Below are 13672 nucleotides of genomic sequence, written 5' to 3'. Positions count from 1 at the left end.
CTTGTAAAATTATCTATTCTAAAAAGAATAGATAATTTTACTCGCCTAATAGGCGAACGCTTTTGTATTTCAAAGGGGGAGCGAAAGCGATTGGGGGAAACCCCCAACAAGCTCAAATGGGTACCATTTGTAGAGCTTGCCAACCCTCATGCTATGATGTATGATAGTTTCAACACCACGGTGAAACTATCTGAAGAATAGCTTTCAAATGGTACCCATTTGAAAAGGAGGGGCGGGCTTGGAAGAGAACCGAAATGAGAACCGACAGATCAAATTTCGAGTGAGCGACGACGAATTTGAACGTCTTGAGCAGATGGCGAAAAACGTTCAAATGAGTGTGCCTTCTTTTGCGAAAAAGAAGGCACAAGGGGCGAGAATGCGACCGCCGAAGATTGATCGAGAAGGAGCATTTGAGATGGCCCGGGAATTGCGAGCAATCGGTAACAATGTGAACCAGATCAGCCGGCGAGCCAATCAGGGACATACAATTCCTGCTGAGGAATTAAAAGAGGTACAAAAGGAGCTGCAGGCTATATGGCAACAATTCAACTCGGCCATACAAAAGTAGCTAATCGGCTAATCTCGTACTGTGAAAAAAGAGCGGTCGAGAAAGAAGGAGTAAATACGTTTCCCGAGGTGGCCAAAGCCCAAATGAAGGCTACGAGAGAAATGTGGAGTAAGAATAACGGTATTCAGGCGCATCACGTAATTCAATCGTTTAAGCCAGGGGAAATCACTCCGGCCCAAGCCAATAAAATAGGACTGGAACTAGCTGAAAAATTAGCTCCGGGTCATGAAGTCATGATATATACGCATGATGATAAAGAACATATCCATAATCACATCATCATTAATTCCGTGCATCCGGAAGATGGCAGGAAATATCATGCTCATGGAAAAGAAGCGATTGATAAAGTTCGTGAGGAAAGTGACCGATTATGTAAGGGAAGAGGACTCTCCATAGCAGAAAACATTAAAGCAGGGGTTCGTTACACCCAAGCAGAAAAAGGCTTAATTGATCGAGAGAAATTCAGTTGGAAAGATGATATTCGAGAGAAAATTGACCTTGAAAAACAGGTCTCCCAAACATATGAAGAATTGAAAATGAGTTTAAAAGAAAAACATAACATTGACATGAAAGAGCGTGGAAAGAACATTACATTTACGCACCCCGATAAAAACAAGAAAGTTCGTGGCTCCAAGCTGGGGAATGATTATGAAAAGGAGACGTTGCAGCGTGAGTTTGAAATCACAAAGGAAACCCGAACAGACCAACCAAGCCAGGAGCGAGGAACAGCCACCTTATCATACGAACAGGGAAATCCAGAGTTATCAAGAATTGCAGAACCATATAGAGGAAAGTCAGAAGTTAATGGAAATTCTGAAAGGTTACGTCAGCACGCAAATCGACAGGGACACCGACTCGAAAATGACCACTCAACAAGAGTTGAACGACATCAGAGAGACGAGCCAAACCGTTCAGCAGAGGATGAATTCGACTTTACAAGCGCAAGAGAAACTCTTGAAAGATCAAGAAGAGAGACTTATAAAAACTATGGAAACGGGCGCCAACCTCATGAGTCAGAACAATCAAAAGACCATTCAAAAAGTGAATCAACTCCAAAACGAGATCGTTCAGCAACTGGAGAAGATCGAGCAAAATTTCAGCGAGAAAACAGGGAAAGTGCTCCAGACCACCGAGAGCAACTTAAACGAGATGAAGAGCCGGACAAACAAAAGCTTAGACGAGATCGACAACAGAGCAAAGAGAACGATATCGAACGTTAAAAAAGGAATTCTTATAAATTACTGGTTAGATGCAGCAAAATACGGTCTAGCAACCTCTGTATTCCTTGTGCCCATATACTTAGGGGTAAAAGCTTTGTTAGGAGTATTTGGCATTGAAACACCTTAAGAATTTTTAAATCCATAAAAAGAGCTCCCTGCGCAAACAGGGAGCTCTTTCCCCTTTAAGGGGGTGATGCCATGACAATATTTAAATTGTCGCTATTTGCCTTAAGTATAACATAAACCATTATTACTATACAGCAACGGTTTCCATTTAGAAACGGTACCCCCGTTCTCATACAGAACCCCCTACCGCCCTTCGGTTGCTTGGATATCTCCGTTTTCCAAAAGTCCAAGACCAGGACTTTAGCAAATACTCAATATCATACATCCCCCACCCTTAAATGATCCCTTCTATATAGATCTTCTTATCTTAGCTCCTATAGAGTACAGAATCTTATGTGAGCAAGACCGTTTATTCTTTAGCCTCGTTGAGATGTCTAATCTTTCCTAAGTATTTATGCTTGCAAAAGTGGAACGAAGGCAACATCCTGAAGGCTTGTCGAGGAAAACGGAAGGCATAGAACGACTACCTACATCGACAAAAATTAAAAATGTCAATGTAAGTAGTAGTCGTTCTACAGAAGGACAACATCCGTCAGGAATTACGAGGTGTCCGTAGTGTATCCCTATTAACGATAGAATTTCTTCTAGACAAGCTTACTACTTCAAATGCCCCTGGTAGGTTCAGAATAACCGAGTATTCTTACTTGCAGCTTGTCCTACTGCAACCGTAGTTGCAACATCCTTCCTTCGATCAGCACTAAGGTAGCTTTCACCCTTCAGACACCAACGCAATAGGGAGCGTTTTCATAGTGTCCTAGTCTTAATTATTGCATCGGCTAAGACATAACCTATCAAGTTTATTTTCTCAACGTGTTAGTAGGCTTTCCACGTTGGAACAACATAAAAAAGGTGTACTTTACCCTGCTTCCTACCAATGAGAGGAAAGCCGGGTAAAATACACCTTTGAAAAATTATTTATAACGGTTGAAATTTGCTATGTAAACCGTATATAATTAACTATATCTTAGTATTTTACCCTGTGTCGCTTTGGTCGGTGGAGACAGGGAAAGTCATTTCCGATAAGTTCGCCAAAACTTATCATCAAGGAAATGGCTTTTTTATTTGTCCGTATGTATTTATAATGACAATTTTACCCCTTACACTCTATCAAATCAATAGAATTGAGGGAATAAACTAGCAGAATCTTTTGCATGGATTTGCACAAAGGGCTACTGTTGTAAATTAAAACTAACAGATCTTTTTAGATTTGAAATTACTAGGGTTAGTTTTCAGGACACAATTGACTACAAAAACCCAGAAAGGAAGATTGCATGACAGACATTTCTTACAATAAACACACATTCATATTTGTGGCTCGTGGGCAATTTCTTCAAAAAAGGACTTTTTTTAGATAAAAGGAGGAAAAGTATGAAAAAAATTCTTAAAAATATAACTAAAGTCCTTTTAACCGTAATGTGTTCAATTTTAATACTAATAGGATTTACTTTCGCATACTTGATCTATCAAGATCTTAAATTCGATGAAGATAATTACGAAGAACCAACGGCGGAAGAAAATGTAAATAAATAGAAATACATAGCACAACCCTCGTAATAAATAAAATATAGAGAAATACACTGAGGGTAAGCAACATGCACTTATTCCTTCTTTTGATTCGCGTAGAGCTAATAATCTCAATGAACGAACTTACAATTAATGTCATTAATCAGATAACATTACTCTGGCCAGTAAGATAGATTATGCTCATGGTAGTAGAGTATAGCCAACTTGATATGATAGAATTTAATCTACTAAGGGAGCGATGGTTCACTTATATTTTCCGATGATTGTTGGGATCTATCGGTTATGAGGTAATAAAATAAATACTTTAATAATATTGGGGTTGAGGTTATGGTACCTAATGAAAAAGAAGTCTTAGCTAAGGGAAACTTAACCTTTGAGGATTATAAGAAACACAACCTTCATCATCATAAGAAAATGATGATTGGATATTTTATTTTTGTTTTCTTAGTTGGCCTGTGGTTATCTTCTCTCTTTATTACAGGAGGGCTGGTTGCGGTTATTCCTTTATATTTATTTTTTTCTACATTAATTGCGTGTTTTTTCACACTGGTATTAGCTGGATTATTACACTTACGCGTTCGAAAGGAGTATAGCAGTGACCAATTTCTTCAAAACGAATTGAGATATATCATTAATGAAGATGGTATAAATTCTAAAGTAAGGAAGTCAAATACTTATTTTGAATGGAATGATTTTATAGCAGTTCTGGAACACGAGGATATGTTTCGGTTATATACATCTAAAAATAAAGGCCTTGTTATACCCAAGCGTTACTTTTCCACAAAGGAAGATATCATCTTTTTTAAAAAACTAGTTACTAGAAATATGGATTCAAAAAAAGTCAAAATCCATTAACTATCTAATTGGAAGCTATCCTACTTCTTCGTATAACGAATATAAGAAGCAACCGCGATAAGAGCACTTAGTAAAGTGAAGTAAAATCCGCCCTTTGTCATTCCTAAAGCAGTGTTTAAGTTACCTCCCTCATTACCAGGAAACCAAGGGCTCATCATAATCCATTGGAGGATAACGAATGAAGGAATTAAGATAGTCAAGAAACGTATGGAAGTTTGTCTGGGAATTATTAAAAAAACAGTAAGAGTAATGGCAGTGGTGACCCCAATTAATGAACCGGTCCAATGGTGTAAACCACTCCACGACCAGAACGCTAATGAGAACCAATCCATAAACAATCCGATTAATACACCTAGCAGGCTTGCGACATATATTACTTTCATAAATTTATCCAAGTTTGTCTCTCCTTAAATCCTTTAAAATAATTGGTAAATATCACTATAGATAAGTTTATCACAAGTTTTATAGGGGTTAAAAAAAGATATAGGGGAGACTCCCCTATGTCTTTTTTTCATGCTGAATCATCTTCTTGGAATATCTTATCTCCAATCCCTACTAGGAAAGCAGAAGTCGCTGCCACACTTATAACAACGGGTGACACATAAATTAAAAGTAATGCTCCTGCTGTCAGCGCAGCTAAGCATAATGCTACAGTTTCTAAACTTACTTGAGCCTCACGTACTTTTTGATAAGAAGGGGCTGTAGTATCAACTTCTAATTCATAAATTATGGATACAGCTAAGTCTGTTTTCGTCCCATCAACTTCAATCGAATCTTTGTACGCGGTTACTTTTAGAGTATGAGTGGTAGATGTAAAATCAGAAGAAAATTCAATCATCCCATTTCCAACACTAGCTCCTAAGCCGTCTAATTGGTTAGCGTACTTGTCCATCCGTTCAGCACTCAGATTAGCTTTCAAATCATCTCCTATTATATCTTGAAGGTCATAACCCACTTTACCTTCACTAATCATAATTTGGTCTGCATCACTGTTTGGACTGAAGCTAGTATCTGTTTCTAAATATACATTAAATTTTGGAAGATCAACTATTTTGTAGGTTTTGTTAAAAATAAATTTCGGTCCAAATATAGCTTCATTTGAGAAAAATCCAGGTAAGGAGCTTCCTACTTCCAACATAGCATCGTATAGTTTTTCCTCTTTTTCATTTCTTGATCCTGTTGATGGATTAACACTACTTACTCCTTTATCTCTTCCCGACATATCATTTTTGTCAATGCCAATAGCACCATCACCAGAACCTACTGTATATTCATAAAATTGACTAAATGCCCAGTTTCGTGGCATAGGGTAACCCAGATTCCCACTAAACCCTGTAGACATGTTAGCAACAAAGCTGTATTTTGCTTGGATACTTGGGTTTTCGTAAGCACGTATACAGATATTTCTTGGACCATACACACCTAAATTGTATTTGGAGCCTTGAGATTCTAATGATTCTTTCACACCATTTAGATAAGGTAAAATTAAGTTAGTAACTTGGAAATCATAGGCATCAAAGTCGACCGCAAAGTAGATAGTTGTACCTTCAGGAAACCCTAAATCTTCTGCAGTCTTATGCGCTCTTAAACCATCTCCAGATCCTCGATTATGGTTGAAGTAACTTGCGTAAAATCCTCCGTCCTGATAGATAGGGAAAACATTAATATTGTACTCTTCCAATATTTCCAGCTCTTCGTTAGTCATAGCTTTAGATCTAGATCCTCCTACGGTACCAGTGAGGTATCTACCTATAGTATTATACCCCCGACTAACTAAGGTTTCAGCTTTCGCTCGATCAACTATAGTAGAAGCGTCACACGCAGGAGCACTACGAGATGTTAAGCCATTACTTGTTAGAAGTTGTTTGATTGTTGCTTTACCAGCTGTACCCGTAGCAGGAAGGGTCATAAATTCTTGAAATTCACGAACTGCACTCTCGACAGAGTTATCATAAATGCCGTTATAACTTCCTGGATAATAGTCATTAACGGCTAAAGCAAACTGCAGAATTCTATTTAGCCTATCTTGGCCATTACCCGGAGCAAGAGTAGGTGTATTAGCAAGTGTACCATTTCCGTAATAACCATTAGCAATATTTCCTATCCCAATTTCGTGTTGGAAAGCATAAATAAGAGCTTCGCTTGTTTTCCTTTCATAAACACCATTTGTTGGAATATAAGGAAAATACATACTATAATTTTGATTTAAAATTTGTTGCATTTCTCTTACATAGTTTGGATATGTCCTCGCCAGTTCAAATCCATCTGTATTTAAAATTGCTTCCATTAATTTTGCATCAACATAACCACTTGGTACTAGTCCAACATCTACTTCAAAATCTTTAACCGTACTTTCTGTTCCTCCAAAGAAATTACCTGTAAATCCTCCCGGGTTATAACCTTTACACCAAAAACCACCTTGTAGAATCTTATTCATGTTAGTAGGTTCTTCACCAAGGCTTTGCTTGGATAATCCAGGAAACGCAGCTTTTGTACCAGGTCCAAAGTTGGGCACAGGATTGGTGATCCCCATCTCAATTTGAAGACCAACTATCAATGCTCCTACCGTAGTATTACCAGTGTAACCATCTTCCGGAATTACATCGTAACCTTTTCTCCCTTTATAAGTATCATTCAACCACTTTTGTACTTCTAAAACCATTGAATCCATTCCATTCACCCCTTAATAATATTAATATCAATATTAATATTGATATATTAATCTAACTTTTGTTGAAACCTTATGGTTAAAAAATCGTAGCTACATTTCTATGATTCATTGTTTTACATAGGAATCAATCCCAAAATTTTTTAATGTTATGACCATATCTTTTGCATTCTCATTGTTCTCAAAGGTGCCAGCTACTACTTCGAAGTAATTGCCTGATTTCCTAACATAATTATCTACTCCTTGATCACTTAGAATCTCACCCTTATTTTGAGCATTCTCATAGTTTGAAAATGTGCCAGCTACTACCTCGCTTTTCTTTTTTTCATTGCTGTCTTTCAAATTTAATCCCGCTATTTCTGCAATTCCTTTAGCATGTCCTAATGCAACATTTCGCAGATCTTCATTTGATTTTAGGTGTTTTGCATCCTTTTCACTATCAATAAAACCATTCTCTGTTAAAATAGCTGGCATATTTGTTTCACGTAAAACTGAAAAGTTAGCTTCTTTTAGACCTCTATCATAAAAATACTTAGCTTCTTTTAAAATCTCTTCATGAAGAGCATTTTGGAACTTTTCCGCCTTACTATCTTCTGGCAAACCATTATAAATATAGGATTCAAACCCCTGGGCAGAACCATCAAATGCGTTAATATGAAATGAAACGAAATAATCAGCTCCCCATTCGTTCGCGAATTCTGAACGTTGAAGGAGATCCACAAAGTAATCACTTTTTCGAGTTAAGCGAGTTTCTACTTCTTCGTAATTATTTTCTAATATTTCATTAGTGTACTTGGCTATTTTCAAGACAACATCCTTTTCTTTTAAACCATTACCGCTCGCTCCTTGATCATGACCTCCATGGCCCGGGTCTAAAATAACCTTGGCCGACATTCTACCCCTCCTTAGGTTTCCTCTTTGTGATTTGCTTAGCTCCACTATAAAATCCACTTGCAGATAAACCTAATACTAAGCCGGCAATTACACCTGCTTTGAGATCGTATGGCGCAATATAAAACACTCCAAATACCACTCCCATCAATAAAGCAACGATCATACTATATCTTTTAGACATACCAAGTGATTTAACCATTTCTACTATTGCTGTCACCAAAGGAATGAGGGCAACTCCATACACAGAGAACTCCATGTTATTTTTCCTCCTTTCAATTAAGTTTTTTATCAGATCATCTAAATCAAATGATGACCGATAAATGAGGATTACTTTGTATATTAACAGTAGGGGTAACGGTACAGACCTTTTAAAAGTACTGAAAAACTGAAGCGATTAAAACTGTAGTATTCCTTTTAAAGAAATTAACAGCTTTTCAAAAGTTTGGTTTCTTATATTAAAAATATACTTCTCACTATATCCTAGTTTTAGCGCGGTTTTTTGGATTGTCATCCCTTGAATATATCTGTAACAAATGAAGTGGTGTTCGATATCATCCAATACTTCCAAGGCTTTATCTATTGCACTGATTATTAGTTTGTACTCGTAAAGATTTTCATGAATTTCTATTGCCCTTCTACTTTCTATTCTATCTATCAGCACATATTCGTTTTCTCCTTTTATATTGAAAGAGGAGATTAGATCCTTTTGAATTTCATAACCTTTTGGCATATTGGGTAAAACAAACTCTAATTGACTATGAAGATTCTTAATACCTGCATTATACGTCTGGTAATTTCTTAAATGTTTTTCTAGCCTTTTAATATTTTTCGATCTTTCTGTTTTTTCCATAAGTTTAGTCCTCCTTACCCTTGTAGATAAATATGTTGTAACCCTAACTAAGATATTAATATCGATATCAATATCTTAGTTAGGGTTCATTAACACTAGAATTCTTCATAACTTGAAGCCAAAATGTATTCCTTTAATTCTTCAGTTACTTCTAAAACTTCCTCACACTTAGGACAGTTAAATGAATTAGTATGAAACAAAAAAGGTTCCAGATACTTCCCAACTTTAATTGGATTTTTACAATGTTTGCAGATAATCATTAATAAATGTTTTTTTTGCTGCATATAAATAGCACTCCTTTACAAAAAACCAGAACGTTTGTTCTGTTTAAAGTATAGCTTATATTTAACAAAAAAAAATAAGCCTGCTAGGACTTATTTAAAAATTCTTAAGCTATATTTTTAAAACACTGTTGTTTTCATTACCAAATACCGCTATTCCATCCATCCCATCTCTTTAAATACTCTTTTAAGTGATTCGTTTACAATTTCCGATTTAACACCTTTAGGTTTGCCTGCTGCATTCTCATCAATAACATTTGCCACCTCGCGTTCAAGATAAAATCCCTTAAACACGTGCGTTTTTTCTTTTGTGGTTTTTTTACCTACAATATTATCAAGGAAATCGTTATTGATATTGCTATCTTCTTTATTAGCATCCTCATTCACTGAATTATTTGTTCCCTCATCTTTTTTTGTCATCATCTATCACCCTTTCTCTCTAAATAAATACAATGATGCCCTAGTATGTTCACCAGTTGTAGTTTCTATAATAAAAGTAGAACTAATAAATATCCGAAACCTTAAATTTAGTTAGGTAAATTCCGCTTTTGTTTACTAATACGTTTCTCAATTTCCTTCTGACTATACCCTAACTTCTTCAATTGTTGTCTTGTGTGCACTTCTAAACCTAACTCATGTTGAGCTTTACCCGATAATATCCCAGATGCTTTGCTGTCTGGTTTTCCTAACAACTTCCAAAAATCTAAACAGTTTTTTCCTAACTCCCATGTGTCCTCACCTCCCTAATAGTTGTGTTTTAATGTAGTAATTCTAGGCAAGAAAAGGAGATATACTTCAGGGTCCTTCTAAAATTAGATGTATTAATTAATTTTGTTTCTTTAAGTCTTAATTAATTTACTGTGCACCAAACAAACGTGACCAAAAGCTTTTTTTATCAGACTGCTTCTTATCTTGGATAGTATCTTGGTTATCTGCATTATTAGATTCTGCTGGAGTAGCCAGTTGCCTGATGGTTTCCAACTGTTTGTCGCGATCTATATTTACTTGTTCTATACGTTGGATCAAAGTTTTATGAAAATTATCTTGATTATCCATCCTCATATCTTGATGGTCTAGCTGTTTTTTTATTGATTTATTATCCTCCCTTAAAGCTGATATTTCTTGTCGCAAAGCTCTTAGTTCTTCGGCTAGTAATTCCCCGCTGGTTTTTTCAGGCTCAGGTCTAAACGATTCTCCCCCAGTAGCAAAGTAATATTCAATCTGTTTCATGCTCCAGTTTTGCTCTCTGTGTAGAGATTGTATTTCTTTAAAACGTTCTATCCCCTCCTGTTTGTATATGTTATAACCATTACTACTTTTTTCATGCGGCACGTACTTCCTTAACTCCTTAAACCAATTCCTAATAACGTTTGGAGTTTCATCTAAGTACGTGGCAACTTCTTTCACCGTAAAACCCTCAACCAAGTTTAGATCTGGATTACCTGAACCTTGATTCTCTCCCTTATTCATATTTATAACCCTCCCAGAAACCTATATATAAACCTTGTTTCCTTAATATTAAAGGGTGGTTATGAAAAAATACAAGGTTTTTATCCAACTTCCAGACCTAGATATGAAATCATTGTATATGGGCTTAGCTAATACACTCTAAACTTAGTTAGTACTCATGGTGTATTCTACTGAATAATCTATTCAGTTACAAGAAAGACCAATTTAAATATTTTCAAGAAAAGATAAAGCGTTCACGAAACATGATGATAGTGGACCACGACAGAACTGATTAAACTGTTAGCTACGAATAATAGGACATTGCTAGGAGCATTTGAACTCTTGAAGCCTACTATAAAAGTCAATTTATTACTTGCTAATGATTAGCTTCTTTTATAGTTATAAAAGCTACTTTTCTTAGATTTTTTGCATACGCGGGTTAGGTATTAGCTTTGATATTATTGGCTTGAAAGGAGGAATGCAAAATGCTTTATGAATATTGGGAACAATACTCACCTATTGGAGGGGATCTACCATTTCAAATGACTGTCGATGACAACGCTCCTGAAGGAGACCATGTACCAGTAAGCATTCAGATTAATATGGGTTACACTCCCGGTGCTGGTGGTTATGGCTCAGACTGGGAGATGGAGCTCCAACGCTATGTAGATGGTGAATGGGTTTTCATTGCAGGGCGTTCAGGCTACTGTCACTTAGATAGTTATTCAGATCGTGAATTTACAGGGATTAACGAAGGGCTTACTCGAATTGTTTTGCATAACACTATTCCAAACCAAAGCTACCGTCGTATCGAATCCGACAACTTCTATGTTATTCACTAGTAAATAAAAAAGAGAGGTCAAGCGTGCCTCTCTTTTTTTATGAATTATAAAATTACATCCTGATGAGATTACATAAGTACACAACCATGATAGTAATGAAACATAATATTCATTATGTTTCATGTGAAACCAAACGAACAAAGCCCGGATATCCTTGATAAACCAAGGATATCCGGGCTTTTATATAGGTTCACACATGGTATAATAAAACATAATAAAATAAGTGTTGTATTCTAAACAACATATAAGAGGTGATCCAATTGCCCCCACGTCTCGGCCAACAGAGCGTCGAACCCATCCGGGACCCGGATTTAATCCGGGAAATGAAAACGTATTTGCTACATAAAAGCTACCGGGATTATTTTTTATTTACCTTCGGCATCAATTCCGGCCTGCGAATCAGCGATATTTTGCCCCTGCGGGTGTTGGATGTCCAGGACACATCCTATCTGCGGATCCGGGAAAAGAAAACACGGAACATTCGAAAAATCAAAATGACCCCCAATTTGCGCAGTGAAATCGATAAGTACATCCGGGGCAAAGCCGCGTCCGATGCCTTGTTTCCTTCCAAAAAAGGAGGCTCGATTGATCGGACCCAAGCCTGGCGCATTATTCATGAAGCTGCGGAGGTCTGCGGGGTCCCCGGACCGATCGGCACGCACACCTTGCGAAAGACGTTCGGGTATCACTTTTATCAGAAAACCAAGGATGTGGCCATGTTGCAGCAGATCTTTGGCCATTCTAGCCCTTCGATCACGTTACAATACATTGGAATTAGTGATGACATGGTCGATCAAGCCTTGGAAGATTTCTCTTTGTAAACATGAACAGAAGAGAATAAGGGGACCGTTTGCATATGCGAACGGTTTATAATGCCCCGTCCTTCCTGGGAAGTTTCATTTTGATTTAGAATCATTGATCTAAATCATCATACGTTCTTAGTACCTTGCTCTCTCTTATATCTTCAGGTTTTATTTTCTCTTCGAAAATTTTAGACTTACTTTTAATTTTACCTTGTCTCCTAAAATTTGAATGCAGACTTTTATTTGCTCGTACATGAAGTGCATTGTTTTCATAATCAAATTCTAATTCTGCTCTATCTGGTAATTTATTTTTAATGTCTTCAATCTTTTTTTGAATATTGTACTTTTCTTCTTCAGTGTAAGTGTACACGTTATTAACCCTTTCTTTTTATGTTTTATCCTTCTAACTTTGTAAAAACATTAAGATTAAGGTCTTTTAGTAGATAATACCCTATATTGACCTTTTAATATATTTTAACCTTTAAAAACCTTATTTACCTAAGTATATTAGTTCTTTCCCATCTTTCTGAGCAATATTGAGAGCTCCATTGACTCCGTGTGCTCTGCCATAATATTCTGCCTTATCTAACCCTGCTTTTCTAAAATCAAAAGTGATTTTAGAGTCTCCAGCATGGAAGGTAAAATCATCTTCTTTTATAGCAGTACTAAACTCTATAACATTTACCATTCCACTATCCACACGTTCTTTTATATCAGATAAAACATTTTCAACAATACTCTCATCCAGAGTGTTTTTTGCTTTAGACAAGCATTCCTCAATGGGTTGGCGTTCGAATCTAATTCTTACATGATTAGAATCATCGGGTGCTTTAAAAAGAATTTCTTTACCTGAAGCCATACAATCAATATCTTCTACTCTCATATGATTTATTAACATATCATTATTTTTAATTTCAGCTATGATTTCTTTCTTATTATTCCACAGCAAGGCATTAACAAGAATTTTCCCTTTATGATCTTGCTCTAATTTAAATAATTCTTTCCCCTTAATTCTCATAGTTAATGAAGTTGAAAAGAAATAATTACCTCCTGATATTACAATGCCTTTATCAATACTCCAACCTAACTTGCCTTTAGGTTCCCCCCTATTATTAGCTCTTTTCATTTCACGTAAATCTTCAATTGACCAAGCTCTTTGATCAGCTTGCCTATGATGAATTGGACAAAGAGCTATCATTCCGTCTTCGTTATGCATTTCCCCTTCATTATAAGGAGGGTCAAAGTGATGATATTCGAGAAAAGGAACTCTACAGTCTTCCACTGGGCAGCCAAAACCGACTTCTCTTCTCAACCTTCTTCTCTTTTTTCTTCCGATAGGATCCCTTGCCATACTTAACCTCCTCTATAATTGTAAAAATCATTGCATCTCATGATCACAAACATATTCATATTAACCATAATTTTCCATAATTCTACAAAGAATACGAGTAATCCTTTTTTATAATGATGGTATTTAGATCAGAACCTCTTTAGAATAATGAACTTCTATCGGAATACTCATTTTGAGTATTCCGATATTCCGCATTCCAACTGACGTTTGAAAATCAAACGTCAGTTGGAATGGATTTGAA

General features: G+C 36.4%; 17 protein-coding genes. 7 read left to right on the top strand and 10 right to left on the bottom strand.

Going from position 1 to position 13672, the window contains the following annotated elements; all coding sequences use genetic code 11:
• From ACXAD6_RS20505 to ACXAD6_RS20485, 5 genes are all read left to right on the top strand, one after another.
• The coding region (locus ACXAD6_RS20505; RefSeq protein WP_474970575.1) for a hypothetical protein at window positions 1-201 on the top strand (201 nt) is incomplete at its 5' end.
• A gap of 37 nt (window positions 202-238) precedes the next feature.
• Complete coding sequence (locus tag ACXAD6_RS20500; RefSeq protein WP_160839962.1) at window positions 239-568, top strand: MobC family plasmid mobilization relaxosome protein; 330 nt, start codon at window positions 239-241, stop codon at window positions 566-568.
• Complete coding sequence (locus ACXAD6_RS20495) at window positions 535-1788, top strand: relaxase/mobilization nuclease domain-containing protein (RefSeq protein WP_160839963.1); 1254 nt, start codon at window positions 535-537, stop codon at window positions 1786-1788. Before ACXAD6_RS20500 ends, ACXAD6_RS20495 begins: the two co-directional genes overlap by 34 nt.
• 1494 nt (window positions 1789-3282) lie before the next feature.
• Complete coding sequence (locus ACXAD6_RS20490) at window positions 3283-3444, top strand: hypothetical protein (protein WP_160839964.1); 162 nt, start codon at window positions 3283-3285, stop codon at window positions 3442-3444.
• A gap of 321 nt (window positions 3445-3765) precedes the next feature.
• The gene (locus ACXAD6_RS20485) at window positions 3766-4293 is read left to right on the top strand and encodes a YcxB family protein (RefSeq protein ID WP_474970574.1); all 528 of its coding nucleotides are present in this window, start codon (window positions 3766-3768) and stop codon (window positions 4291-4293) included.
• Between the two features lie 20 nt (window positions 4294-4313).
• On the opposite strand, the gene ACXAD6_RS20480 is transcribed toward ACXAD6_RS20485, so the two are convergent.
• The 8 genes from ACXAD6_RS20480 to ACXAD6_RS20445 all read right to left on the bottom strand — a co-directional run bounded on the left by ACXAD6_RS20480 (window position 4314) and on the right by ACXAD6_RS20445 (window position 10456).
• Window positions 4314-4688: a hypothetical protein gene (locus tag ACXAD6_RS20480; RefSeq protein ID WP_160839966.1), complete on the bottom strand. Its 375-nt coding sequence runs from the start codon at window positions 4686-4688 to the stop codon at window positions 4314-4316.
• Between the two features lie 116 nt (window positions 4689-4804).
• Window positions 4805-6964 (bottom strand): glycoside hydrolase domain-containing protein, encoded by a 2160-nt coding sequence (locus ACXAD6_RS20475; RefSeq protein WP_160839967.1) that lies wholly within the window; start codon window positions 6962-6964, stop codon window positions 4805-4807.
• Between the two features lie 105 nt (window positions 6965-7069).
• The gene (locus ACXAD6_RS20470) at window positions 7070-7855 is read right to left on the bottom strand and encodes an N-acetylmuramoyl-L-alanine amidase (protein WP_160839968.1); all 786 of its coding nucleotides are present in this window, start codon (window positions 7853-7855) and stop codon (window positions 7070-7072) included.
• Window position 7856: 1 nt separating this feature from the next.
• Window positions 7857-8111, bottom strand: a complete 255-nt coding sequence (locus tag ACXAD6_RS20465; RefSeq protein ID WP_160839969.1) for a hypothetical protein — start codon at window positions 8109-8111, stop codon at window positions 7857-7859.
• A 138-nt stretch (window positions 8112-8249) separates the two neighbouring features.
• Window positions 8250-8705, bottom strand: a complete 456-nt coding sequence (locus tag ACXAD6_RS20460) for a sigma factor-like helix-turn-helix DNA-binding protein (protein ID WP_160839970.1) — start codon at window positions 8703-8705, stop codon at window positions 8250-8252.
• A gap of 95 nt (window positions 8706-8800) precedes the next feature.
• A complete protein-coding gene (locus tag ACXAD6_RS20455) occupies window positions 8801-8989 on the bottom strand; it encodes a hypothetical protein (protein WP_160839971.1) in 189 nt (62 codons plus the stop codon).
• 150 nt (window positions 8990-9139) lie between these two features.
• The gene (locus ACXAD6_RS20450; protein ID WP_160839956.1) at window positions 9140-9406 is read right to left on the bottom strand and encodes a hypothetical protein; all 267 of its coding nucleotides are present in this window, start codon (window positions 9404-9406) and stop codon (window positions 9140-9142) included.
• 435 nt (window positions 9407-9841) lie between these two features.
• A complete protein-coding gene (locus ACXAD6_RS20445; protein ID WP_160839957.1) occupies window positions 9842-10456 on the bottom strand; it encodes a MerR family transcriptional regulator in 615 nt (204 codons plus the stop codon).
• 464 nt (window positions 10457-10920) lie between these two features.
• On the opposite strand from ACXAD6_RS20445, the gene ACXAD6_RS20440 reads away from it, so the two are divergent.
• Both ACXAD6_RS20440 and ACXAD6_RS20435 read left to right on the top strand, forming a co-directional pair.
• Window positions 10921-11277 carry a hypothetical protein gene (locus ACXAD6_RS20440; protein WP_160839958.1) on the top strand — a complete coding sequence of 119 codons (357 nt, stop codon included), beginning with the start codon at window positions 10921-10923 and terminating at the stop codon, window positions 11275-11277.
• A gap of 323 nt (window positions 11278-11600) precedes the next feature.
• Window positions 11601-12098, top strand: a complete 498-nt coding sequence (locus ACXAD6_RS20435; protein ID WP_160839959.1) for a site-specific integrase — start codon at window positions 11601-11603, stop codon at window positions 12096-12098.
• 91 nt (window positions 12099-12189) lie between these two features.
• Here the strand turns inward: ACXAD6_RS20435 and ACXAD6_RS20430 are convergent, their stop codons facing one another.
• Both ACXAD6_RS20430 and ACXAD6_RS20425 read right to left on the bottom strand, forming a co-directional pair.
• Window positions 12190-12450 carry a hypothetical protein gene (locus ACXAD6_RS20430; RefSeq protein ID WP_160839960.1) on the bottom strand — a complete coding sequence of 87 codons (261 nt, stop codon included), beginning with the start codon at window positions 12448-12450 and terminating at the stop codon, window positions 12190-12192.
• A gap of 120 nt (window positions 12451-12570) precedes the next feature.
• Entirely contained in the window at window positions 12571-13431 is an 861-nt protein-coding gene (locus ACXAD6_RS20425) for a hypothetical protein (RefSeq protein WP_160839961.1), read from the bottom strand.
• Window positions 13432-13672 lie beyond the last annotated feature (241 nt).

This window comes from Halobacillus sp. ABH2_015 (genome assembly GCF_056158945.1).
The sequence above is the reverse complement of the archived record's forward strand: the minus strand, read 5'-3'. Positions and strand labels throughout refer to the sequence as shown.

Excerpts from the sequence above, each read along its gene's own strand:
- ACXAD6_RS20460 (WP_160839970.1), bottom strand. The coding sequence starts at position 8,705 with ATGGAAAAAACAGAAAGATCGAAAAATATTAAAAGGCTAGAAAAACAT.
- ACXAD6_RS20435 (WP_160839959.1), top strand. The coding sequence starts at position 11,601 with ATGAAAACGTATTTGCTACATAAAAGCTACCGGGATTATTTTTTATTT.
- ACXAD6_RS20470 (WP_160839968.1), bottom strand. The coding sequence starts at position 7,855 with ATGTCGGCCAAGGTTATTTTAGACCCGGGCCATGGAGGTCATGATCAA.
- ACXAD6_RS20490 (WP_160839964.1), top strand. The coding sequence starts at position 3,283 with ATGAAAAAAATTCTTAAAAATATAACTAAAGTCCTTTTAACCGTAATG.
- ACXAD6_RS20495 (WP_160839963.1), top strand. The coding sequence starts at position 535 with ATGGCAACAATTCAACTCGGCCATACAAAAGTAGCTAATCGGCTAATC.
- ACXAD6_RS20440 (WP_160839958.1), top strand. The coding sequence starts at position 10,921 with ATGCTTTATGAATATTGGGAACAATACTCACCTATTGGAGGGGATCTA.
- ACXAD6_RS20445 (WP_160839957.1), bottom strand. The coding sequence starts at position 10,456 with ATGAATAAGGGAGAGAATCAAGGTTCAGGTAATCCAGATCTAAACTTG.
- ACXAD6_RS20455 (WP_160839971.1), bottom strand. The coding sequence starts at position 8,989 with ATGCAGCAAAAAAAACATTTATTAATGATTATCTGCAAACATTGTAAA.
- ACXAD6_RS20485 (WP_474970574.1), top strand. The coding sequence starts at position 3,766 with ATGGTACCTAATGAAAAAGAAGTCTTAGCTAAGGGAAACTTAACCTTT.
- ACXAD6_RS20425 (WP_160839961.1), bottom strand. The coding sequence starts at position 13,431 with ATGGCAAGGGATCCTATCGGAAGAAAAAAGAGAAGAAGGTTGAGAAGA.
- ACXAD6_RS20450 (WP_160839956.1), bottom strand. The coding sequence starts at position 9,406 with ATGACAAAAAAAGATGAGGGAACAAATAATTCAGTGAATGAGGATGCT.
- ACXAD6_RS20475 (WP_160839967.1), bottom strand. The coding sequence starts at position 6,964 with ATGGATTCAATGGTTTTAGAAGTACAAAAGTGGTTGAATGATACTTAT.
- ACXAD6_RS20465 (WP_160839969.1), bottom strand. The coding sequence starts at position 8,111 with ATGGAGTTCTCTGTGTATGGAGTTGCCCTCATTCCTTTGGTGACAGCA.